The sequence below is a fragment of the Allobosea sp. TND4EK4 genome (genome assembly GCF_900156025.1).
Lineage (GTDB): Bacteria > Pseudomonadota > Alphaproteobacteria > Rhizobiales > Beijerinckiaceae > Allobosea.
In genome coordinates this window covers 191,449-213,587 of the sequence record NZ_FTMO01000007.1, presented here as the reverse complement: position 1 = coordinate 213,587, position 22,139 = coordinate 191,449, and the positions used below count along the sequence as shown (strand labels likewise).

Genomic DNA, 22,139 nt, shown 5'->3' with positions numbered 1-22,139 from the left:
GCGGGAGCGCCCCGATGGCGACGACTTTTCACCAGCGCGTCTTTTCCGGCATGCAGCCGACCTCGACGCTGCATCTCGGCAATTATCTCGGCGCCCTGACCAACTGGGTCGCGATGCAGGATACGCATGAGTGCATCTATTGCGTCGTCGACATGCACGCGATCACGCAGGGGCTCGATGTCTGGGGCGGCCCCAAGGTGCTGACCGGCGCAATTCGCGAGGTCGCGGCCGCCTATATCGCGGCTGGCGTCGACCCAAGGAAGAGCATCATCTTCAACCAGAGCCAGGTCGCCGGCCATGCGGAGCTGGCCTGGGTGTTCAACACGGTCGCCCGGCTCGGCTGGTTGAACCGCATGACCCAGTTCAAGGAAAAGGCCGGCAAGGACCGCGAGAACGCCTCGGTCGGTCTCTACGACTATCCGGTGCTGATGGCGGCCGACATCCTGCTCTACAAGGCGACGCATGTGCCTGTCGGCGAGGACCAGAAGCAGCATCTGGAGCTGACCCGCGACATCGCCCAGAAGTTCAACAACGACTTCGCCGAGCGGATTGCCGAGCTCGGGCTGGGAACCGGTGACCAGGGTTATTTCCCCCTGGCCGAGCCCATCATCATGGGCCCGGCACAGCGGGTCATGAGCCTGCGTGACGGCACCAAGAAGATGTCGAAATCGGACGCCTCCGACAATTCGCGCATCAACCTGACCGACGACGCCGAGACGATTGCCCAGAAGATCCGCAAGGCCAAGACCGATCCGGACGCGCTTCCCTCGGAGCCGAAGGGACTAGAAGGCCGGCCGGAGGCGGAGAATCTCGTCGGCATCTATGCCGGCCTCTCCGGGCAGACCAAGGAGGCCGTGCTGAAGCAGTTCGGCGGCAGCCAGTTCTCCGGCTTCAAGGCGGCGCTGGTCGATCTCGCGGTCGAGAAGCTGAGCCCCATCGCCGGCGAGATGCGCCGCCTTCTTGCCGATCCGACTCATATCGATGCGATTCTCGGCGAAGGCGCGGGCCGGGCCGAGGCGATCGCAGCGCCGATCATGCGCGAGGTCAAGGATATCATCGGCTTCGTCCGCCGCTGACGATGAGGGATGCGAGGGGCTTGCGCCGGGCACCCGGCGCGGGCCACCATCGGCTCTCCTGAAGCGGCGGCAGGTCCAGTTCATGGTGAAGAGACGGCGGTCCTACGAGACGGGCCATCGCGCGAAGTTTCTCGTCGTGGTCGATGACAGTGACGAATGTGCCAAGGCGATCCGCTTCGCGGCGCGCCGCTGTGCCCGTGTCGGCGCGGCCATCGTGCTGCTCGGCGTCGCGCTGCCGCCCGAGCACGAGACCTGGCTCGGCGTCGGCGATGTCATGCGGGCCGAGGCCGAAGCGCAGGCCGAGAAGCAGCTCGACGAAGCGGCCGGCGCGGTCCGCGCCCTGGCCGGGCTGGAGCCCGAGAAGGTCGTCCGCACAGGCGACAAGGCCGCCGAGCTGGTGAAGCTCATCGAGGAGGACGAGGACATCTCGCTGCTGGTTCTGGCAGCGGGCACCGGCCGCGACGGGCCCGGGCCGCTGGTCAGCGCGCTCGCCGGCAAATCCTCCGCCAGCTTCCCGATTCCCCTGGCCATCGTGCCGGGGCATCTGGAAGATGAGGAGATCGACGCGCTGGCGTAATCCGTTGCCTCTCCCGGCTGGAATGATTCCAGCGGCAGGCCTATATCGGAGCCAGGAACGGCGGCCTTGAACCGCCGGTACCGGAGGCAGACATGTTCATCCAGACCGAAGCCACGCCGAATCCGGCGACCTTGAAATTCCTCCCCGGCCGCATCGTCATGGGCAGCGGCACCCTCGATCTGCGCGAGGGCGTGGACGCCGACCGTTCCCCACTGGCGCAGCGCCTTTTCGGCGTGCCGGGCGTTTCGGGCGTCTTCCTCGGCTCCGATTTCATCACCGTCACCAAGTCGGACGGCGAATGGCCGCATCTCAAGCCGGCGATCCTGGGCGCGATCATGGAGCATTTCATGTCGGGCGCCCCGGTGCTCGCCGAAGGCGCGGACCGGGAGATCAACGAGGAGGGCGAATTCTTCGCTCCCGAGGACGCCCGGACCGTCGAGACGATCAAGGACCTGCTGGAGACGCGCATTCGCCCGGCCGTGGCCGGCGATGGCGGTGACATCACCTTCCGCGGTTATCGCGAAGGCACGGTCTATCTGGCGATGAAGGGAGCCTGCTCCGGCTGCCCCTCCTCGACCGCGACGCTGAAGCACGGCATCCAGAACCTGCTGCGCCACTTCCTGCCCGAGGTGCAGGAAGTCGAGGCGATCTGACCCTTCCGGTTCGCGCACGGCAAGCGGTCTTCCTGGGCGTGAGATGTTGCGTCTCTGACGGGGAAGAGGGTAAGCCACCCGGATGCGCATCCTCGCCATAGATACCGCGCTCGGCGCCTGCTCGGCCTGCGTCCTGGAGGCTGGTGCCGACCGGACGCTCGCCAGCGAGCAACTGGCGATGGATCGTGGCCATGCCGAGGCGCTGATGCCGCTGGTCGAGCGCGTGATGAAGCGGGTGGACGGCGGCTTCGTCTCGCTCGGCCGCGTCGCCGTCACGGTCGGTCCCGGCAGCTATACCGGCCTGCGTGTCGGGGTCAGCGCCGCACGCGCGATCGCCTTCGCCGCCGGCATCCCGGTTGTCGGCGTGACCACCGTCGCGGCCTTCGCCGCCCCGCTGATCGGGCGCGAGCCGGGCCGCGTGGTCGCCGCCGCGCTGGACGCCAAGCACGGCCAGGTCTGGTTCCAGGCCCTGAGCTCGGAAGGCAAGCCGCTCGTCTCGCTGCGGCAGGTGAGCTATCGCGATGCGGCGCGGGCGATCGGCGCCGGCCCGGTCAGCCTCGTCGGGTCCTCGGCCCTCGCCGTCGCGAACGAAGCCTGGGCGATCGGGCTCGACGCGCTGGTGATCGACGATGCGAAGGCACCGGACATCGCCTGGGTGGCGCGGCTTGGCCTCATCGCCGATCCGGACAATGCGCCGCCGCGCCCGCTCTATCTCAAGGCGCCCGAGACGACGCCACAGGACAAGGCCCGGTTGCCGCGCCGGTGAAGGACCCCCGCAAAACCCTGTTGACCTTGCGGGACGCCGTGCCATCAAACGGCATGGCGAACACGGTCGATTGGTTGCGCAAGCTGCTGCATTCCGAAGCCGGTCCGGCGCGCACCGGGCGGCTCGATGGCTGCCATGCCGCCGCCGTCGCCGCACTCCATCACCAGGGAGGCTTCGCCCGCGGCTGGGAACCGGGCGAATGCGCGGCGCTGATCGCGGATGCCGCGGTGATCTCGGACGGCGTATTCCGTGCCAGCGCTCGCGAGCCGTCTGGCTTCGTCCTGTCGCGCAAGGCCGCCGACGAGGCCGAGATCCTCAGCGTCGTCGTCGCGTCGTCGCACCGCCGCGAAGGCCTCGGCCGTGCCCTGCTCGCGGCCCATCTGGCACGGCTCGCCGGCGAAGGCGTTGCTCATGTTTTCCTTGAGGTCGAGGAGGGCAACGGCCCGGCCGAGCGCCTCTACCGGCATTTCGGCTTTCGCGAGGTCGGCCGGCGCAAGGGCTACTATCCCAAGCCCGACGGCACCCGCGCCACGGCCATCGCCATGAGGCTCGACCTGGCATGACCAGCCTTTCGGATCGGACGACGGCCGGGAGTCCGGAACGGGCAGGCAACCCCCCCCGCCGCCGGCGCGGCAGCCGGGTCGGGAGCGGCATCGGCCTCGGCGCCATGCTCAGGCTCGGTGCTCTCGCCGCCGGCACGCTCGCCTTGCTGCCGCTGCAGCTGGCGGCGATGCGCCTGGCCCCGGAGCGGGCCGGCGCCCTGCCGCGCCGCTTTCACCGTCTCGCCTGCCTGTGCCTGGGCGTGCGCCGACGGGTCAGGGGAACGCCCCCGCCCCCCGGCGCCGGTGTCCTGATCGTCGCCAACCATGTGTCCTGGCTCGACATCTGCGTGCTCGGCGCCGAGCGCACGCTCTCCTTCGTCGCCAAGAGCGAGGTCGCGGGCTGGCCGGTGATCGGCTCGCTCGCCGACCTTCAGCGCACCGTCTATATCGACCGGCAGCGCCGCGGCGCCACCGCGGGCACGGCGGCACTGATGGGCGCGCGGCTCGCGGCAGGCGATGACATCGTGCTCTTCGCCGAGGGCACGACCGGCGACGGAACCCGCATCCTGCCCTTCCGTTCCTCGCTGCTCGGGGCCGCGCATCACGCCATCGACGAGGCGGGCGGGGACGTCACCGTCTATCCGCTCGCCATCACCTATACGGGGATCCAGGGGCTGCCAGGCGGCCGCACCGGCCGGGCGGCGCTCGCCTGGTACGGCGACACCGAGCTCGTGCCCCATCTCAAACATGTGCTCGCCTCCGGCAAGATCGACGTCGAGCTGGAATGGGGCGCGCCGATCGCGATGGGCCGGGCGACCTCCCGCAAGGACGCCACGCGGCTGGTCGAGGCGAGCATCCGCACCGCCCGGCGACAGGCCGTGGCAGGCCGCGCCGGGGGCTGAGTCCCTTCTGGCGCGGAGCTTGCTTCGGGGGTGGCAGGATGCAGGCCACCGTTTCCAAGCAGCGCGAACAGGGATAAGGAGACGGTTTGGAGAATCCGACCGCGACGATGAAGAAAGTCCACATCAAGTCCTTCGGCTGCCAGATGAACGTCTATGACGGGCAGCGCATGGCCGACATCCTGGGCGAGCAGGGCTTCGAGGAGACGGCGTCGCCCGAGGGGGCGGATCTCATCCTGCTCAACACCTGTCATATCCGCGAGCGGGCGGTGCAGAAGGTCTATACCGAGCTCGGCAAGCTGCGCGACATCAAGAACGCGCAGAAGGCGGAGGGCCAGGAGACGCGCATCGTCGTCGCCGGCTGCGTCGCCCAGGCGGAGGGCGCCGAAATCCAGCGCCGGCAGCCGGCGGTCGACCTCGTCGTCGGCCCGCAGGCCTATCATCGCCTGCCGGAACTGCTGGCGGAAGCTGCGAGCAAGCGCGTCGTCGATACCGATCTGCCGATCGAGGACAAGTTCGGCTTCCTGCCGGCGCCGAGGCCGCAGGCGATCCGCGCCCGCGGCGTCTCCGCCTTCGTCACCGTCCAGGAAGGCTGCGACAAGTTCTGCGCCTTCTGCGTCGTGCCCTATACGCGCGGCGCCGAATTCTCGCGGCCCGTCGCCCAGGTCCTGGCCGAGGTCGAGCGTCTCGCCGAGTCAGGGGTGCGCGACGTCACCCTCATCGGCCAGAACGTCAACGCCTATCACGGCGAAGGGCCGGACGGTTCGGTCTGGAGCCTCGCCCGGCTGATGCACCGCGTCGCCGAGGTGCCGGGCATTGCCCGAATCCGCTACACCACGAGCCATCCGCGCGACATGGACGACGGCCTCGTCGCGGCCCATCGCGATCTGCCGCAGGTGATGCCCTTCCTGCATCTGCCGGTCCAGGCCGGCTCCGACCGCATCCTGGCGGCGATGAACCGAAAGCACACCGCGGACGAATATCGCCGCCTGATCGATCGCATCAGGCAGGCCCGGCCGGACATCGCATTGTCATCGGACTTCATCGTCGGTTTTCCCGGCGAGACCGATGCCGAGTTCGAGGACACGATCCGCCTCGTCGACGAGATCGGCTTCGCCTCGAGCTATTCCTTCAAATATTCTCCGCGCCCCGGTACACCTGCGGCCGATCTGAGGGCGCAGGTGCCGCGCGAAATCATGGACGAGCGACTCTATCGGCTGCAGGAGCGCATCGAGCATCATCGCCAGGCCTTCAACACCGCGATGATCGGCCGCGAGGTCGAGGTGCTGCTGGAGCGTGCCGGTCGTTATCCCGGCCAGCTTGCCGGCAAGTCGCCTTATCTGCAGGCTGTGCAGATCGAGAGCGAGACGAATCGGATCGGCGAGATCGTGCGGGTGGTGATCGAGCGGACCAGCACCAATTCCCTGTTCGGCCGTCCCTTGCCGCACCAGGACGGGGCGCGGAAGGGAATGGCCGCTTGAGCGCGCCCGTCATCGCCCCCATCTGCGCGTCGAGGGCGTTCTGTCATCAGGCTGAAATCGTTGCGTTCGGTTATGCTGCGAGACGACCCGGCCGGTCGTTCCTGCCCGGCGGGACTGGTGCTCAGGGAGATGACGCTTTTGGCACAGGCTGACACGACGACGCCGAGACCCGACCGGACCCCGCGGCGCGAGCCCGCGCGGAGCGAAAGCCTCGCCAGCGGCGGCTTGCCGGCGACCGAGGTCACCTTGACCTTCGAGGACAACCGTCTCGCCAGCCTCGTCTTCGGCCAATACGACCAGCATCTTGCCCATCTCGAGCGAAGGCTCGGCGTCGTCGTCAGTCCCAACGGCAACCATGTCACCGTCAAGGGCCCGCGCGAGACCGCCGAGCAGGCCGGCCGCGTGCTGAAGACGCTCTATGCCCGGGCCAAGGCCGGCGCGGCGGTGGCGCTGGGCGATGTCGACGGCGCCATCGAGGAAAGCAATGTCCAGCGCTCGCTCTTCCCGACGGCGGATGCCGGCAAGGCCTCCTTCGACGCGATCGTCACCCGCAAGCGCGGCCCTGTCAGGGCCCGCAATGCGGCGCAGGACGCCTATCTGCGTCAGCTCAAGCGCCACGAGCTGACGCTGGCCGAAGGGCCGGCCGGCACCGGCAAGACCTGGCTCGCGGTTGGCCACGCCGTCTCGCTGATCGAGCAGGGCGTGGTCGAGCGCATGGTGCTGTCGCGCCCGGCGGTGGAGGCGGGCGAGCGGCTCGGCTTCCTGCCCGGCGACATGCGCGAGAAGGTCGATCCCTATCTGCGGCCGATCTACGACGCGCTCAACGACTTCATGGAGGCCCGCCATGTCGAGCGCGGCCTGCAGACCGGAATGATCGAAATCGCACCGCTCGCCTTCATGCGCGGCCGCACGCTCTCCAATGCGGTTGTGCTGCTCGACGAGGCGCAGAACGCCACCTCGATGCAGATGAAGATGTTCCTAACCCGCCTGGGCGAGGGCTCGCGCATGATCATCACCGGCGACCCCTCGCAGATCGATCTTCCGCCGGGGCAGCGCTCCGGCCTGGTCGAAGCGGTCAAATTGCTCAAGGATGTTGAGGGCATCGGCTATGCTCGCTTCGAGGAGGGTGATGTCGTCCGCCATGATCTGGTGCGCCGGATCGTCATGGCTTATGAGACAGCGGCCCGTCGCGAGCGCGACGAGCGCGAGGAAGCCATGCGTCGCCCGGTCTCCGAGCCGCAAGGCGAGGGCGACAGCGAAGGATTGAAGCGGATGTTGGCGCGGGAGCGGCCGCGATGACAGATCGACCTCGCGCGCGGCGTTCGGCGCCGCCCGCGAAGACCGGAGCGTTGTCGAGCCAAGTGAGCACCGCTTCGCCTGAAGACAATGCGACAACACCAGAATCGCAAGCCTCTGCGCGAGGTGGAGAAGCAGGCAGAGGCTCCAGCCCGGATGTTGCGCTGGATATCCGCGTCCAGTCGCGCCGCTGGCGTGAACTCGGTGACCTGAAGAGCCTGCGAATGCTGGTGAACGAGGCGCTGGCGGCAGGGCTCGCCGTGGCCCCTCGCCGGCCTTTGGCGGGTGCCGAACTCAGCGTGCTGCTCACCGACGATGCCCGCATCCGGCGCGTCAACCGCGACTGGCGCGGGTTCGACAAGGCGACAAACGTCCTGTCCTTTCCCGCTGCCCCGCCCGCCCGCATCGCGCAGAGCCCGCTGCTCGGCGACATCGTACTGGCGTTCGAGACGGTCGAGCGGGAAGCGCAGGCGGAAGGCAAGACCCTGCCGGATCATCTGCGCCATCTCGTGATTCACGGCCTGCTTCACTTGCTGGGCGAGGACCATGAGACCGAGGCCGAGGCCACGCGCATGGAAGCGCTCGAGGTCGCGGCGCTCGCCAGCCTCGGCATCGCCGACCCTTACGCCGATGCGGACCTCGTGACCGCCGCGGCCCCTTTCCCGACAGAACCCTGAAGACGATGAGCGACGACAGTCGACACTCCCAGAACGACAATGGCAGCCGCGGTCTCGGCCACTGGCTCGGACACTTCCTCGACCGGCTCGGCCTGCGCGGCGGCGGCACCGCCCGCGAGGAGATCGTCGAGGCGCTGGCCGAGGCGAATGGCGAACTGGCCGATCTCTCGGCGCAGGAGCGGGCCATGCTCACCAATGTGCTGAGCCTGCGCGAGCGCCGCGTCGGGGATGTCATGATCCCGCGGGCCGATATCGCCGCCGTGCCTTCCGACGTCACGCTGGACCAGCTTCTGGCGGAGTTCCGCAAGGCCGGTCATTCGCGCCTCGCTGTCTTCGACGACTCGCTCGACGACCCGCGCGGCATGGTCCATATCCGCGACTTCCTCGAGCTGATTGCGGAAAAGTCGCTGTCGCCGGCCGCCAGGGCGGTTCCGCCTGACGAACTGCCGACCTCGACGCCGCACAATCTCGCCTCGGTCGATCTTTCCAAGCAGCTTTCGGCGACGAAACTGCTGCGCCCGGTCCTTTATGTTCCGCCCTCCATGCCGGCCGTGGACCTGCTCGTGCGCATGCAGGCGACGCGGACCCACATCGCTCTGGTCATCGACGAATATGGCGGCACCGACGGCCTCGTCTCGATCGAGGACCTGATCGAGATCGTCGTCGGCGACATCGAGGACGAGCACGACATGGATGAGGCCAGCATCGTCGCAGCCGGCGAGGACTGCTTCACCGCCGATGCCCGCGCCACCCTCGACGAGCTCAAGCAGGCCACCGGCGTCGACCTTTCCGGCAATGAAGTGGCGGACGACATCGACACGCTCGGCGGCCTCATCGTCACGCTGGCCGGTCGTGTCCCGACCCAGGGCGAGGTGGTCGAGGGGCCGGAAGGACTCAGCTTCGAAGTGCTGGATTCCGACCAGCGCCGGGTCAAGCGCCTGACCATCCGACGCCGCGACGAGCGCGCGCGCCAGGAAGCGGCGATGGAACCGGGCTGATGCGGCTCGCAGGCGTCGCAGAAGCCGTCATCCTCGCCTGGGGATGGCGCAAGCGCCTGATCGCCTTCGCGGCCGGCGCCTGCGGCGCGCTTGCGCTCGCGCCGCTCGATCTGTGGCCGTTCGTCGTCGTCCCGATGACGGTCGCGATCTGGCTGATCGACGGGGCGGTCGGCACGACGGCCGGGCAGCGCTTCCGGGCCGGTTTCGCAGCCGGCTGGTGGTGGGGCTTCGGCTTCTTCGTCGCCGGGCTCTGGTGGCTGGGCGCGGCCTTCCTGGTCGAGGCCGACAAATTCGCCTGGGCCATGCCTCTCGGCGTTGTGGCGCTGCCGGCCTTCCTCGCGGTCTTTCCAGCCTTTACCTTCGGCGCGGCACGGCTGTTCTGGCCCGCCGGCGCGACCCGCATCCTCGTCCTCGCCGCGATGCTGGGCATCAGCGAGTGGTTGCGAGGCCATGTACTGACCGGCTTCCCGTGGAACGTCTACGGCATGATGCTGACGGGCGAGGTCCATCTCGAGCAGGTTGCTTCGCTGATCGGCCTCTATGGGCTGACGCTCTTCGCCGTCGCGATCGGTGCTGCGCCGGCGACGCTCGGCACAGGTCGCGGCGTTGGCCGATGGGCGCCGTCGGTTTTTGCGCTCATCGGGCTCGCCGGCTTCTTCGGCTTCGGCCTCTGGCGCGTGCCCAGCGGAGCATCGCCGGTCGTTCCGGGCGTCAAGCTTCGCCTGATGCAGCCCAATCTCTCTCAGGACGCCAAGTTCAACGGGACCCACGGCCCCGCCATCCTGGAAAAATACCTCGAGCTGAGCGACAGGGCGACGAGCCCGGAGAATCCTGGCCTTCAGGGCGTCACCCACCTGATCTGGCCTGAATCCGCGTTCCCCTTTCTGCTCGGCCGGACCCCCGGCGCCCTCTCGCGCATCGCCAGCGCCCTGCCGCCGGACGTGACACTGATCACCGGTGCGGCCCGCGCGGGCGAGGCTCTGCCTGGCGAAAGCCGGCCGCCGATCTATAATTCGATCCAGGTGGTTAACGACGAGGGCGCCATCCTCGCCAGCTACGACAAGGTCCATCTGGTGCCATTCGGCGAATATCTGCCGCCGGTTCTGGGAACGCTGATCAGGGCCGTCGGACTCTCTCAATTCGTCTCGGTGCCGGGTGGGTTTTCGTCCGGGACGCGCCACGCGCCGCTCGCGATCAAGGGCCTTCCGCCGGCTGCCCCACTGATCTGCTACGAGGTGGTTTTTCCCGGCGAAGTCACGCCGCGCGGCCCGCGCCCGGCCTTTTTCCTCAATCTGACCAATGATGGCTGGTTCGGCCTCACCAGCGGGCCTCATCAGCACTTTGCACAGGCGCGATTGCGCAGCGTCGAGGAGGGGCTGCCGCTGGTGCGCGTCGCCAATACCGGCATTTCGGGCGTCGTCGATGCCTATGGCCGCGTGGTGGCGAGCCTGCCGTTGGGGGCCGAGGGCGTCCTCGACACCGCCCTGCCGCGCAGGGGGCCCGCGACGCTGTACGGCCGTGCGGGCGATGCCGTCTTCGCCGGGCTCGTGGTCTTATTTTTGGCCATATCGTCTTTCACACGGCGGCGGCGACGACAGCGGACGTAACGTCAACGCGGTAGACCACGTTCCGATGTTGTAATACATCACGCATCCCGCCCCGACCAGGATTGCGGCTCCTGGCCTGACGACGTTTGAGAGCAGGTGACCAGGTGACAGTACTGAAGAAGATTCCGAATCCGATCGACCGCCATGTCGGAAGCCGCGTCCGCATGCGTCGTATGCTTGCTGGAATCAGCCAGGAAAGGCTCGGCGAGGCGCTTGGGCTGACCTTCCAGCAAGTCCAGAAATACGAGAAAGGCTCGAACCGCATCAGCGCGAGCCGCCTGCAGCAGATTGCCAAGATGTTGGACGTGCCGGTCGCGTTCTTCTTCGATGGCGCCCCCACCGGCGACCTGTCGCCTTCCGGCTTCGCGGATATGGGCTCGACGACCTACATCTCCGACTTCCTCGCCACGAGCGAGGGCGTTCAGCTGACCAAGGCGTTCACGCGGATCAAGAGCACGCGCCTGCGCCGCAAGGTGATCGACCTGGTTGAGGCCATGGCCGAGGAAAACGGCGAAACCGCCTGATTTCTGTTGTTCTCCGTTCGGGTTGTCGAACGCTCTTCCCGAAAAACGGATTTCATGCTTGACGGCGAACGCCGTCGGCTGCATTGACGTGCCCGCCATTCGTAAGCCGGCGCGATCGCGCCGCGTTGTCCTGCCGGATCGAGGTCGACCGTGTCACGCCAGAACTACCTCTTCACCAGCGAGTCGGTCTCGGAAGGCCATCCCGACAAGGTCTGCGATCGGATTTCCGACGAGATCGTCGATCTGTTCTTCAAGGAGGCGATCAAGGCGGGCTACGACCCGGCCAAGGTCCGCGTCGCCGCCGAAACGCTCGCCACGACGAACCGCGTCGTCATCGCCGGCGAGGTCCGCACCCATCTCGACGAGAAGCAGATCAAGTCGAAGGTAAAATCGGTGGCCCGCAAGGCGATCCGCAACATCGGCTACGAGCAGGACGGCTTCCACTGGAAGAAGTGCAAGATCGACGTGCTGCTGCATCCGCAGTCCGCCGACATCGCCCAGGGCGTCGACGAGGCCGGCAACAAGGATGTCGGCGCCGGCGACCAGGGCATCATGTTCGGCTATGCCAGTCGCGAGACCCCCGAGCTGCTGCCGGCCCCTATCTACTACGCCCACAAGATCCTCGAGACGCTGACGCTCGCGCGCAAGAAGGGCGAGGGCGACGCCGCCAAGCTCGGCCCCGACGCCAAGAGCCAGGTCACGGTCAGGTACGAGAACGGCAAGCCCGTCGGCGTGACCCAGATCGTGCTGTCGACCCAGCATCTCGACGAGACGCTGACCTCTGCCGATGTCCGCAAGATCGTCGAGCCTTATATCCGCGCGGCGCTGCCGGAAGGCTGGATCAGCAAGGACACCGTCTGGCACATCAACCCGACCGGCAAGTTCGTCATCGGCGGCCCCGACGGCGATGCCGGCCTGACCGGCCGCAAGATCATCGTCGACACCTATGGCGGCGCGGCTCCCCATGGCGGCGGCGCATTCTCCGGCAAGGACCCGACCAAGGTCGACCGCTCGGCGGCCTATGCGGCGCGCTATCTCGCTAAGAACGTGGTCGCGGCGAAGCTCGCCGACCGCGCCACCATCCAGCTGTCCTACGCCATCGGCGTCGCCAAGCCGCTGTCGATCTATGTCGACCTGCACGGCACCGGCAAGGTCGACGAGGCAAAGCTGGAGGAGGTCCTCGGCCAGATCGTCGATCTGTCGCCGAACGGCATCCGCACCCATCTCGGCCTCAACAAGCCGATCTACGCCAAGACCTCGGCCTACGGCCATTTCGGCCGCAAGGCCGGCCGCGACGGCTCCTTCTCCTGGGAGAAGACCGATCTGGTCGACGCGCTGAAGAAGGCCGTCGCCTGAGCATCGCCCATCGGGTGACCTGATGAGGCCGGAGCGGATCGCTCCGGCCTTTTCCTTTTGCTACATATCTCTCCCCAACGCGCCGTCATCCCGGGCGCAGCGAAGCGAAGACCCGATCCATGCCGGAACCCTCCCTGGTGAGGCTCAGGCATGGATCCCGGATCTGCGCCGCTTCGCGGCTTGTCCGGGATGACAGCCCGTCTCTCGCATCCGGTTACAGCGCGTCTCACCATGTCCGAACCGACACACGACTACGATCCCGACCGGGCGTTCTTCGGAAGGCGCAAGGGCAAAGCCCTGCGCGAAGGCCAGAGCACGATGATCGACACCGTGCTGCCCAGGCTGCGGCTGCCCGAGGCGGACATCCCCGACCTTGCGGCCCTGTTCCCTCAGCCGGTCGACGCCGTGCGGCTGGAAATCGGCTTCGGCGGCGGCGAGCATCTGCTTCACCGCATGCGCGAGAGCCCGCAGATCGGCTTCATCGGCGTCGAGCCCTTCATCAACGGCATGGCGAAGTTCCTTGCCGTGATCGAGCGCGAAGGGCTCACCAACATCCGGATCTGGGATGGCGATGCGGCTCTGATGCTGCCGCGACTGCCGGCCGGCTCGCTCGACGCCATCGACCTGCTCTATCCCGATCCCTGGCCGAAGCGACGCCAACGCAAGCGCCGCTTCGTTTCGGACCGGACATTGGCGCTTTTCGCCCGCGTGCTGCGGGATGGCGGGCGCTTCCGCTTCGCCAGCGACATCGACGACTATGTCGGCTGGACGCTGTCGCGCCTCCTCGCCTCGCCGGATTTCGACTGGGCCGACGAGCGGGCCGAGGATTGGCGGCAGCCTTATCCGGGCTGGCTGCGGACGCGCTACGAGGCCAAGGCGGTGCGCGAGGGCCGCGTCTCGAGCTACCTTACGGCTTTGCGTCGCGCATCCTGAGGAAGCCGAGCACGCGCTCCGCGGTGCCCTTGCCGATATTGCGGAAGCTCGTCCGCGCCCGGTCCAGCGCCGCGTCGGACTTGCCGAGATCCTTGCGCAGCGTGATCAGCGCGGCGGTTGTCTCCCAAGACCAGCCGAGCCCGCGCCCGACCAGCAGCACCGCCTCGCGATCGGCTCCGAGGATGACCTGCTCGCTGGCGGGCAGGCTCAGCTGCGCCAGCAGGGCCAGCGCGCAGATCGCGTGTTCCGTGGCGCCCTGGCGGGCGAAATCGCGCAGATGCGCCTCATCGAGCCGGCCCTCGTCCTTCAGCGCCTGCACCTCCGCGAGCGCGCCGCCGACCGAGTCGAGCTCGCCTTCCATCGCCGGCGTGGCGGCCAGGGCCGCTGCCCCGCGCTCGACCGCGTTGTCGAGGTCCTGTGCGGCGACGCCGGGGGCCATGCTGCCCGCCAGCCGGTGCCGGGCCGCGGCCTTGGCTGCGGCCATGAGCTGGTCCGCGAGTTCGTTGGGAATGTCGTGGCGCGTGCCCAAAGTCGACTGCAGCAGGTCGTCCTGGCCGGCGCGCATCACCAGCACGCCCATGCCATGGCGGGAGAACCGGGCCGTCAGGTTGGCGGCGACCGCGTGGGTCACGACGCGCCCGCCGCGCAGGATCAGGAAGTCGGTGACCGGCTCGCCGAGATCCGGCCGTTCCGAGATGGCGAGCATGTGGTCGCGTCCCTTTGCGGCGGAAATCGCGACGAGGTCCTGGTCGCTGAGCCGGGGCGACCGGATCAGCACCGGACGCGCAACGGCGATCTCGTCGAGCGCCAGTTGGCGCACGACGCTGCCCGGCGCGTTCGGCACCGGCGCCAGGCGTTCGGCGAGTTCTGCGCGGGCCCGCAGCTCGATCGCGCGGGAGAGCCGCCCGATGATCACGTCGAACACGCCGATCTGCTCGTCGCTCATCAGCGGAGCCGAGGCGAGGAACAGGTCCGTCAGATGCAGCAGCATCGCTTCGCGCTCCGCCTCGGAGCCGCGCTGCATCGTCGTTTCCAGGTCCCGCAGCAGCGTGCCGACCGCGCTCATCGCATATCCTCGCAGAGTTCAGCTGTGCAGTATCTCAGCCAAGGATGACCAGGATGTTAGCGTGATCGGCTGCGCTCCGTGCTGCTTGCATCTCGGAGCGCGCCGGATTACATAGCGCTCAACAGCTCTGGTATCGGTCTAGGCCGGTGATCAAGAGCGGGCCCACCGGCCCGCTCTTTTTTATTGGCTTCGACCCTGCGGGCACAGCGACGGTCCGGCTCATGGACGAACCGATGAACGAAGAACAGCACTCTGCACAGCCTGCGACCCCCGAGGCGCGTATTGTCGTCGAAACCGGCGTCGCCGCCCGTGTCGCCGCGATCATCGAGCCCGCGATCGAGGATCTCGGCTACCGGCTGGTTCGCGTGCGGATCAACGGCCAGAATGGCTGCACGGTACAGATCATGGCCGAACGGCCGGACGGCACGATGAATGTCGAGGGTTGCGAGGAGATCAGCCAGGCGATCTCGCCGCTGCTCGACGTCGACGATCCCGTCCAGACCGCCTATTATCTCGAGATCTCGTCGCCCGGGATCGATCGCCCGCTGGTGCGCGCCGGCGATTTCGACCGTTGGGCCGGCCACCTCGCCAAGATCGAGATGACCGAGCCGGTGGGCGGCCGCAAGCGCTATCGCGGCATCCTGCGCGGCACCGACGGCAAGAACGCGCTGCTCTCGCGAGACGATGCCAAGGGCGACGAGGAGCGTGACGTCGGCGTGCCGATGGCGCTGATCGGCGAGGCGCGGCTGGTGCTGACGGATGCGCTCGTCACCGAATCGCTGCGCCGCGGCAAGTCCGGACTGCCGCCCGAAATGCCGGCGGCGGACGATATCGCGGCCCCCAAGAAGGGCCGGGGAAAATCGCTGGGGCCGCGGCCCGGCACCAAGAGCGGACCTGCTCCGCACGAAACCGACACGGAAGAGGAGTGAGCGCCATGGTGGTCGCCGCCAACAGGCTCGAATGGCTGCAGATCGCGGACGCCGTCGCCCGCGAGAAGTCGATCGACCGTCAGATCGTGCTCGACGCGATGGAGGACGCCATCGCCCGGGCCGCCCGCTCGCGCTACGGTGCCGAGACGGACGTGCATGCCGAGATCAACACCAAGACCGGCGAGCTTCGCCTGGCCCGCCACCTGCAGGTGGTCGATCAGGTCGAGAATCCGGCCATCGAGATCACTGTCGACGAGGCCAAGCGCCACAATCCGGCCGCCCAGGCCGGTGACGTCATCGCCGATCCGCTGCCGCCCTTCGATTTCGGCCGCATCGCCGCCCAGTCGGCCAAGCAGGTCATCGTGCAGAAGGTGCGCGAGGCCGAGCGCGACCGTCAGTACGACGAGTACAAGGATCGCATCGGCGAGATCGTCAACGGCGCGGTCAAGCGCGTCGAATACGGCAATGTCTTCGTCGATCTCGGCCGTGGCGAGGCGATCATCCGTCGCGACGAGATGATCCCGCGCGAGACCTTCAAGGTCGGCGACCGCGCCCGCGCCTATGTCTACGATGTCCGCCGCGAGCCGCGCGGCCCGCAGATCTTCCTCTCCCGCACCCATCCGCAGTTCATGGCCAAGCTGTTCGGCCAGGAAGTGCCGGAGATCTATGACGGGATCGTCGAAGTCAAAGCCGTGGCCCGCGACCCCGGCTCGCGCGCAAAGATCGCCGTCATCTCCCGCGATTCCTCGATCGACCCGGTCGGTGCCTGCGTCGGCATGCGCGGCTCTCGCGTGCAGGCCGTCGTCGGCGAGCTTCAGGGCGAGAAGATCGACATCATCCCGTGGTCGCCGGATATCGCGACCTTCGTCGTCAACGCGCTGCAGCCGGCGGAAGTCGCCAAGGTCGTGCTCGACGAGGAGGCCGACAAGATCGAGGTCGTGGTGCCGGACGAGCAGCTCTCGCTCGCCATCGGCCGTCGCGGCCAGAACGTCCGCCTCGCCTCGCAGCTCACCGGCTGGGACATCGACATCCTGACCGAGGCCGAGGAATCGGAGCGGCGCCAGAAGGAGTTCGTCTCGCGGACGGACATTTTCATGAACGCGCTGAACGTCGATGAGACGGTCGGCCAGCTGCTCGCCTCGGAAGGCTTCCGCACGGTCGAGGAGGTCGCTTATGTCGATCTGGGTGAACTCGCCTCGATCGAAGGCTTCGACGAGGATACCGCGACCGAGATCCAGACCCGCGCACAGGACCACCTCGCCGCTGTCGAGGCCGAACTCGATGAGAAGCGCCGGTCGCTCGGGGTCGACGATGCCTTGCGCGATGTCGAGGGCGTCACCACCTCCATGATGGTCGCGCTCGGCGAAAACGACGTGAAGACGGTCGAGGATCTGGCCGGCTGCGCCACCGACGATCTCGTCGGCTGGACCGAGCGCAAGGATGGCGAGGCCACGCGGCACTCCGGTTATCTCGACGGGTTCGACCTGTCCCGCCAGGAGGCCGAGGCGATCATCATGTCCGCGCGCGTCCACGCCGGCTGGGTCGAGGCACCGGCCGAAGTGGCTGAAGCTGAGGCCGAGGCTGAGGTCGACGAGGCTGGACAGGGCTGAAGCGGGCTCCCGCGGTGAAAGCGGCGCAGAAGGAGGGGCCTGAGCGGAGCTGCGTCGTCACGCGCACCGTCAAGGCGCCCGAAGATCTGATCCGTTTCGTTGCGGGTCCCGACGGGGCATTGGTTCCCGATCTGCGGCGCAAGCTTCCCGGCCGCGGCGTCTGGGCCAGCCTCAGCCGCAAGACGGTTACGGAAGCCATCCGGCGCAAGGCCTTCGAGCGCTCGCTCAAGGCGAAGGTGACGGTGCCGGCCGATCTGGCCGAGACGGTCGACGCGCTGATGCATCGCGATGCGCTTCAGGCGCTGTCGATGGCGAACAAGGCGGGGCTGGTCACGGCCGGCTTCGCCAAGGTCGAGGCTCAGATCGAAAGCGGGCGCTGCAAGGCGGTCATCGCGGCCAGCGATGGCGCCGAGGACGGCAAGCGCAAGATCGGCCAGGCGGTCAGGCGGGCTTCCGCCACCCGGCAGGGCGAAGGGCTGAAAGCCCGGGAACTGCCCGTCGTCGCAATTTTCTCGGCGGCGGATTTGGAATTGGCGTTGGGGCGGGCACATGTGATACATGCCGCGCTTGCTCCGGGTCCGGCGACTGAGGGTGTCCTCTCCCGCTGGCGTCGGCTCGTCCGCTACCGGACGGACGATACCGCCGCATCCGACCAGAACGATACCGAAGATACGACCGAACCGGCAGGACCGAACGCTGAATGACCGATACCAAGACCCCGGGCGACAAGACTATCTCCGTCAACCCGCCCAAGACCCTGTCGCTGAAGCGGCCCGAACAGAGCACTGTTCGGCAGAGCTTCTCGCATGGGCGCACCAAGCAGGTCGTCGTCGAGGTCAAGCGCCGCGTCGCGGGGCCTGAGGCGCCGGCTCCGCGTGCGCCGCAGCCGGCTCCGGCCGCTCCGGCTCGCCCGGCTGCGCCCAATCCGGGGCCCGCTTCGGCTCCCCCGCAGCGCCCGGCCGGCAGCATGCTGCTGCGTACCCTCTCCGACGAGGAGAAGGAAGCGCGCCAGCGCGCGCTGTCCGATGCCCGCAGCAGCGAGGCCGAGGCCCGCCGCATCGCCGAGGAGGAGGCGCGCCAGCGCGCCGCCGCCATCGAGCGCGAGCGCCAGGAGCGCGAGGCCGCCGCGGCGCGTCAGCGCCAGGAGGAAGAGCGCCGTCGCCAGGAAGAAGACCAGAAGCGTCGTACCGAGACCGTCGTGCGCCAGCGCGACGAGCAGGTCGCGCCGCGTCCGTCGGCGCCCCCGCCGCCCGCCCGTCCGGCTTCCGCGCCCGCTCCGCAGCCGACCCAGTATTTTGGCCGCCCTGCTCCGTCCGGCCCGCGCGAGTTCGCACCCCGTCCGGCGGGCGGTCGCGACATCGGCGCCCGTCCGCCCCGTCTGGATTCCCGTCCGCCGCGCCTTGACACGCCGCGGCCCCCGCGGGTCGATGCGTCGGCTCCGGCCGAGCCCGCCATCACCCGGCCGGCCCGCCAGGCCCCGTCCAGCGGTGCCCCGCGCAACCGGTCGGACGATGTCGACGTCAAGGCAGCCTTCCGGCGGCCCGCGCTCGGTGCGGGTCCGCGCGGTGCCGCTCCTGCAGCCCCGAAGACGCCGAAGGTCACCGGTGGTGACCGGCCTCGCGGTCGCCTGACGCTCTCCACCGCGACCGGTAGCGAGGACGAGCGGACACGCTCCGTCGCCTCTTTCCGTCGCCGCGTGCAGCGCATGACCGGTCATCGCGCCTCCGATGCCCAGAAAGAGCGCGTGATGCGCGAGGTGATCATCCCCGAGACGATCACCATCCAGGAACTCGCCAACCGCATGACGGAACGGGCGGTCGATGTCATCCGCCTGCTGATGAAGCAGGGCGCGATGCACAAGATCACCGACGTGATCGATGCCGACACCGCCCAGCTCATCGCCGAGGAGATGGGTCACACCGTCAAGCGCGTCGCCGAATCCGATGTCGAGGAAGGTCTGTTCGACACGCCCGACACCGACGAGACGCTGGCGTCGCGTCCGCCGGTCGTGACCATCATGGGCCATGTCGATCACGGCAAGACCTCGCTGCTCGACGCGATCCGCAAGACCAAGGTCGTCACCGGCGAGGCCGGCGGCATCACCCAGCATATCGGCGCCTATCAGGTGACGACGCCGCTGGGTTCCACCGTGACCTTCATCGACACGCCTGGCCACGCCGCCTTCACGGCGATGCGTGCCCGCGGCGCCAAGGTGACCGACATTGTCGTGCTGGTCGTCGCTGCCGATGACGGCGTCATGCCGCAGACGGCCGAGGCGATCCACCACGCCAAGGCCGCGGGCGTCCCGCTGATCGTGGCGATCAACAAGATCGACAAGGCCGATGCCAGCCCGGAGCGCGTGCGCGCCGAGCTGCTGCAGTACGAGATCCAGGTCGAGACCCTGGGCGGCGAGACGCTCGAGGTCGAGGTCTCGGCCAAGACGGGCAAGAACCTCGACAAGCTGCTCGAGGCGATCTCGCTCCAGGCGGAGCTGCTCGATCTCAAGGCCAATCCCGATCGTCCCGCCGAGGGCACGGTCATCGAGGCCAAGCTCGATCGCGGTCGCGGGCCGGTCGCGACCGTCCTCGTCCAGCGCGGCACGCTGCGCACCGGTGACATCGTCGTGGCGGGCGCCGAATGGGGGCGCGTCCGCGCCCTCATCGGCGATACCGGCGCGCAGATGAAGGAGGCTCCGCCCTCTATGCCGGTCGAGGTTCTCGGCTTCAACGGCACGCCCGAGGCCGGAGACCGCGTCGCGGTCGTCGAGTCCGAGGCCCGCGCCCGCGAGATCACCGACTACCGCGAGCGTCAGCGCCGCGATCGCCTTGCCGCGCGTGGTGCGGCCTCGGGCGCCGGTCGCTCGCTGGCCGACATGATGCGCGACCTCAAGGAAGGCGCTGGCCGCAAGGAGTTCCCGCTGGTCGTCAAGGGCGATGTGCAGGGCTCGGTCGAGGCCATCGTCGGCGCGCTCGAGAAGGTCGGCAACGACGAGGTGCGCGCCCGCGTGCTCTCCTCGGGCGTCGGCGCCATTACCGAATCCGACATCACCCTGGCCCAGGCTTCGGGCGCGGTCGTTGTCGGCTTCAACGTCCGTGCGCACAAGGAAGCACGCGAGGCGGCGGAGCGGGCCGGCGTCGAGATCCGCTACTACAACATCATCTATAACCTCATGGATGACGTGAAGGATGCGATGTCGGGCCTGCTGGCGCCGACCTTGCGCGAGACCATGCTCGGCAACGCGCAGATCCTCGAGATCTTCAATGTCTCGAAGGTGGGCAAGATCGCCGGCTGCCGCGTCACCGACGGCACGATCGAGCGTGGCGCCAATGTCCGCCTGATCCGCGACAACGTCGTGGTCCACGAGGGCAAGCTCAGCCAGCTCAAGCGCTTCAAGGACGACGCCAAGGAGGTCGTGGCCGGTCAGGAATGCGGCATGTCCTTCGAGAACTACCAGGACATGCGCCCTGGCGACGTGATCGAGTGCTACCGCGTCGAGGAGATCAAGCGCAGCCTGTAAGGCTTCCGCTTCCTGGAAAGCACGTCATGGCCGGGCAGGCCGGCCATCTCGTGACGAGAAGAGCGCGCAAAAAGCGTCGGGTCAATCCGGCGCTCCAGCAATCAACCGATCATCGCGATCACCTCCAAAAGGAGGCGCGATGATCGAGGCGCCTTGTCTTCCGAGAGATGGTCGGGCCAGGCCCGACCGTGACGTTTGATCCGGTCCGATCCCGGAGAACGAGACATCATGGCAAAACCCGTCAAAACAGCCGGCCCGTCGCAACGGCAATTGCGCGTCGGCGAGCTTATCCGTCACGCCTTGGCCGAGATGCTCGCCCGCGGCGACATTCATGACGACGTGCTTGCCAAGCATGTCGTGACCGTGCCGGAGGTGCGCCTCTCGCCCGATCTCAAGCTGGCGACGGCCTACATCATGCCGCTTGGCGGCCAGGACGTTCCGGCCGTCCTCAAGGCGCTGGAGGCGCACAAGAAATATCTGCGCGGCGAGATCGCGCATCGCGTGAACCTCAAATACGCGCCGGACATCCGCTTCCGCGCCGACGAGAGCTTTGCCGAGGCCGAGCGCATCGACGCCTTGCTGGATTCCGAGGAGGTCCGCCGGGACACGCTTGTCGAGCGCCTGAGGATCGAACAGTCCGACCAAGACCCCGCCCCCGAAGACGACCGCCGTGACGATGACCGCTGACAGCCCCAACCAGTCCGCCTCGCCAGAGGACAGCGCGCGGCCGCCGCGCCCGAAGAAGCGGGACGTGCATGGCTGGGTCGTGCTCGACAAGCCGGTGGGCATGACCTCGACTCACGCCGTCAGCGTGGTCAAGCGCGCCTTTTCCGCCAAGAAGGCCGGCCATGCCGGCACCCTCGATCCGCTGGCCTCGGGCCTGCTGCCGATCGCGCTGGGCGAGGCGACCAAGACGGTGCCCTTCGTCATGGACGGACGCAAGGCCTACCAGTTCACGGTCGCCTGGGGCTCGCAGACCGATACCGACGACACCGAAGGCCGCGTCATCGCGACCTCGGACGAGCGACCGGAGGCCTCCGCCATCGCGGCCCTGCTGCCGCGTTTCACCGGGACGATCCTGCAGACGCCGCCCAAATACTCGGCGATCAAGATCGCCGGCGAGCGGGCCTATGACCTTGCCCGCGACGGCGAGGACGTGACGCTGGAAGCCCGCCCGGTCGAGATCGATGCGCTGACCATCGTCAGCCATGACGGCGGCACCACGACCTTCGAGGCCGAATGCGGCAAGGGCACCTATGTGCGCGCCATCGCGCGCGATCTCGGCCTGGCGCTCGGCTGCCTCGGCCATGTCGCGCATCTGCGCCGCACCCGCGTCGGCCCGTTCACGGTCGCCGAGGCCGCGAGCGTCGACACCCTGCGTGAAAGCCCGGAGAGCGCCCTGGCGGCGCTCCAGCCGGTGAAGGCGGCGCTGACGCTGATCCCCGAGATCGTCCTGCACCGCGACGCCGCCAACCGCCTCAAGCGCGGCCAGAGCGCCTTGCTGCGCGGCGCCGGCGCGCCCGTCGAGCTGGAAGCCGCCTACGCGACCTGTGCCGGCACGCTGGTCTCGACCGGCTCGGTCCAGAACGGCGAATTCGTCCCGCACCGGGTGTTCAACCTCTGAAGCGGCAG

21 protein-coding genes are annotated in these 22,139 nt (G+C 68.2%); 20 read left to right on the top strand and 1 reads right to left on the bottom strand.

The window, feature by feature from the left end; genetic code table 11:
* Positions 1–14 precede the first annotated feature (14 nt).
* The 14 genes from trpS (at position 15) to BW981_RS14245 (ending at position 13,385) form a co-directional block, all read left to right on the top strand.
* Complete coding sequence (gene trpS / locus BW981_RS14310; protein WP_076440283.1) at positions 15–1,076, top strand: tryptophan--tRNA ligase; 1,062 nt, start codon at positions 15–17, stop codon at positions 1,074–1,076.
* 82 nt (positions 1,077–1,158) lie between these two features.
* Positions 1,159–1,653, top strand: coding sequence for a universal stress protein (locus BW981_RS14305; protein ID WP_076440281.1), 495 nt, complete (start codon positions 1,159–1,161; stop codon positions 1,651–1,653).
* Between the two features lie 92 nt (positions 1,654–1,745).
* Positions 1,746–2,306: a NifU family protein gene (locus BW981_RS14300; protein WP_076440279.1), complete on the top strand. Its 561-nt coding sequence runs from the start codon at positions 1,746–1,748 to the stop codon at positions 2,304–2,306.
* An 82-nt stretch (positions 2,307–2,388) separates the two neighbouring features.
* Positions 2,389–3,072, top strand: coding sequence for a tRNA (adenosine(37)-N6)-threonylcarbamoyltransferase complex dimerization subunit type 1 TsaB (gene tsaB, locus BW981_RS14295; RefSeq protein WP_076440277.1), 684 nt, complete (start codon positions 2,389–2,391; stop codon positions 3,070–3,072).
* A gap of 53 nt (positions 3,073–3,125) precedes the next feature.
* Complete coding sequence (locus BW981_RS14290; RefSeq protein WP_076440275.1) at positions 3,126–3,635, top strand: GNAT family N-acetyltransferase; 510 nt, start codon at positions 3,126–3,128, stop codon at positions 3,633–3,635.
* The gene (locus tag BW981_RS14285) at positions 3,632–4,516 is read left to right on the top strand and encodes a lysophospholipid acyltransferase family protein (RefSeq protein ID WP_244560328.1); all 885 of its coding nucleotides are present in this window, start codon (positions 3,632–3,634) and stop codon (positions 4,514–4,516) included. Before BW981_RS14290 ends, BW981_RS14285 begins: the two co-directional genes overlap by 4 nt.
* 107 nt (positions 4,517–4,623) lie before the next feature.
* A complete protein-coding gene (gene miaB, locus BW981_RS14280) occupies positions 4,624–5,994 on the top strand; it encodes a tRNA (N6-isopentenyl adenosine(37)-C2)-methylthiotransferase MiaB (RefSeq protein ID WP_076440348.1) in 1,371 nt (456 codons plus the stop codon).
* 225 nt (positions 5,995–6,219) lie between these two features.
* Entirely contained in the window at positions 6,220–7,293 is a 1,074-nt protein-coding gene (locus tag BW981_RS14275) for a PhoH family protein (RefSeq protein WP_244560332.1), read from the top strand.
* Positions 7,294–7,508: 215 nt separating this feature from the next.
* Positions 7,509–7,967, top strand: a complete 459-nt coding sequence (gene ybeY, locus BW981_RS14270) for an rRNA maturation RNase YbeY (RefSeq protein WP_348521407.1) — start codon at positions 7,509–7,511, stop codon at positions 7,965–7,967.
* Positions 7,968–7,972: 5 nt separating this feature from the next.
* Positions 7,973–8,965 (top strand): hemolysin family protein, encoded by a 993-nt coding sequence (locus tag BW981_RS14265; protein ID WP_076440273.1) that lies wholly within the window; start codon positions 7,973–7,975, stop codon positions 8,963–8,965.
* Positions 8,965–10,572, top strand: a complete 1,608-nt coding sequence (gene lnt, locus BW981_RS14260) for an apolipoprotein N-acyltransferase (RefSeq protein WP_076440271.1) — start codon at positions 8,965–8,967, stop codon at positions 10,570–10,572. The genes BW981_RS14265 and lnt overlap by 1 nt, the downstream gene beginning before the upstream one ends.
* 113 nt (positions 10,573–10,685) lie before the next feature.
* Entirely contained in the window at positions 10,686–11,096 is a 411-nt protein-coding gene (locus BW981_RS14255; RefSeq protein WP_076440344.1) for a helix-turn-helix domain-containing protein, read from the top strand.
* 150 nt (positions 11,097–11,246) lie between these two features.
* Positions 11,247–12,452 (top strand): methionine adenosyltransferase, encoded by a 1,206-nt coding sequence (gene metK / locus BW981_RS14250; RefSeq protein ID WP_076440269.1) that lies wholly within the window; start codon positions 11,247–11,249, stop codon positions 12,450–12,452.
* A gap of 231 nt (positions 12,453–12,683) precedes the next feature.
* A complete protein-coding gene (locus tag BW981_RS14245) occupies positions 12,684–13,385 on the top strand; it encodes a tRNA (guanine(46)-N(7))-methyltransferase TrmB (protein ID WP_076440267.1) in 702 nt (233 codons plus the stop codon).
* Here the strand turns inward: BW981_RS14245 and BW981_RS14240 are convergent.
* The gene (locus BW981_RS14240) at positions 13,360–14,451 is read right to left on the bottom strand and encodes a DUF2336 domain-containing protein (RefSeq protein WP_076440265.1); all 1,092 of its coding nucleotides are present in this window, start codon (positions 14,449–14,451) and stop codon (positions 13,360–13,362) included. The genes BW981_RS14245 and BW981_RS14240 overlap by 26 nt on opposite strands.
* Positions 14,452–14,684: 233 nt before the next feature.
* Here BW981_RS14240 and rimP point away from each other — a divergent pair, with 233 nt between their 5' ends.
* The 6 genes from rimP to truB all read left to right on the top strand — a co-directional run bounded on the left by rimP (position 14,685) and on the right by truB (position 22,131).
* Positions 14,685–15,380: a ribosome maturation factor RimP gene (rimP, locus tag BW981_RS14235; RefSeq protein WP_139333763.1), complete on the top strand. Its 696-nt coding sequence runs from the start codon at positions 14,685–14,687 to the stop codon at positions 15,378–15,380.
* A 5-nt stretch (positions 15,381–15,385) separates the two neighbouring features.
* Entirely contained in the window at positions 15,386–16,990 is a 1,605-nt protein-coding gene (gene nusA / locus BW981_RS14230) for a transcription termination factor NusA (protein WP_076440261.1), read from the top strand.
* Positions 16,991–17,004: 14 nt separating this feature from the next.
* Complete coding sequence (locus BW981_RS14225) at positions 17,005–17,694, top strand: RNA-binding protein (protein ID WP_076440259.1); 690 nt, start codon at positions 17,005–17,007, stop codon at positions 17,692–17,694.
* Complete coding sequence (infB, locus tag BW981_RS14220; RefSeq protein ID WP_076440257.1) at positions 17,691–20,507, top strand: translation initiation factor IF-2; 2,817 nt, start codon at positions 17,691–17,693, stop codon at positions 20,505–20,507. The genes BW981_RS14225 and infB overlap by 4 nt, the downstream gene beginning before the upstream one ends.
* 228 nt (positions 20,508–20,735) lie before the next feature.
* On the top strand, positions 20,736–21,194 hold the full coding sequence (gene rbfA / locus BW981_RS14215) for a 30S ribosome-binding factor RbfA (RefSeq protein WP_076440255.1): 459 nt from the start codon (positions 20,736–20,738) through the stop codon (positions 21,192–21,194).
* Positions 21,184–22,131, top strand: a complete 948-nt coding sequence (gene truB, locus BW981_RS14210) for a tRNA pseudouridine(55) synthase TruB (RefSeq protein ID WP_076440253.1) — start codon at positions 21,184–21,186, stop codon at positions 22,129–22,131. The genes rbfA and truB overlap by 11 nt, the downstream gene beginning before the upstream one ends.
* The last annotated feature ends 8 nt before the right edge of the window (positions 22,132–22,139 follow it).

Excerpts from the sequence above, each read along its gene's own strand:
- BW981_RS14240 (WP_076440265.1), bottom strand. The coding sequence starts at position 14,451 with ATGAGCGCGGTCGGCACGCTGCTGCGGGACCTGGAAACGACGATGCAG.
- tsaB (WP_076440277.1), top strand. The coding sequence starts at position 2,389 with ATGCGCATCCTCGCCATAGATACCGCGCTCGGCGCCTGCTCGGCCTGC.
- BW981_RS14305 (WP_076440281.1), top strand. The coding sequence starts at position 1,159 with ATGGTGAAGAGACGGCGGTCCTACGAGACGGGCCATCGCGCGAAGTTT.
- trpS (WP_076440283.1), top strand. The coding sequence starts at position 15 with ATGGCGACGACTTTTCACCAGCGCGTCTTTTCCGGCATGCAGCCGACC.
- BW981_RS14290 (WP_076440275.1), top strand. The coding sequence starts at position 3,126 with ATGGCGAACACGGTCGATTGGTTGCGCAAGCTGCTGCATTCCGAAGCC.
- nusA (WP_076440261.1), top strand. The coding sequence starts at position 15,386 with ATGGTGGTCGCCGCCAACAGGCTCGAATGGCTGCAGATCGCGGACGCC.
- rbfA (WP_076440255.1), top strand. The coding sequence starts at position 20,736 with ATGGCAAAACCCGTCAAAACAGCCGGCCCGTCGCAACGGCAATTGCGC.
- BW981_RS14265 (WP_076440273.1), top strand. The coding sequence starts at position 7,973 with ATGAGCGACGACAGTCGACACTCCCAGAACGACAATGGCAGCCGCGGT.
- truB (WP_076440253.1), top strand. The coding sequence starts at position 21,184 with ATGACCGCTGACAGCCCCAACCAGTCCGCCTCGCCAGAGGACAGCGCG.
- lnt (WP_076440271.1), top strand. The coding sequence starts at position 8,965 with ATGCGGCTCGCAGGCGTCGCAGAAGCCGTCATCCTCGCCTGGGGATGG.
- BW981_RS14300 (WP_076440279.1), top strand. The coding sequence starts at position 1,746 with ATGTTCATCCAGACCGAAGCCACGCCGAATCCGGCGACCTTGAAATTC.
- BW981_RS14285 (WP_244560328.1), top strand. The coding sequence starts at position 3,632 with ATGACCAGCCTTTCGGATCGGACGACGGCCGGGAGTCCGGAACGGGCA.
- rimP (WP_139333763.1), top strand. The coding sequence starts at position 14,685 with ATGAACGAAGAACAGCACTCTGCACAGCCTGCGACCCCCGAGGCGCGT.
- miaB (WP_076440348.1), top strand. The coding sequence starts at position 4,624 with ATGAAGAAAGTCCACATCAAGTCCTTCGGCTGCCAGATGAACGTCTAT.
- BW981_RS14245 (WP_076440267.1), top strand. The coding sequence starts at position 12,684 with ATGTCCGAACCGACACACGACTACGATCCCGACCGGGCGTTCTTCGGA.
- infB (WP_076440257.1), top strand. The coding sequence starts at position 17,691 with ATGACCGATACCAAGACCCCGGGCGACAAGACTATCTCCGTCAACCCG.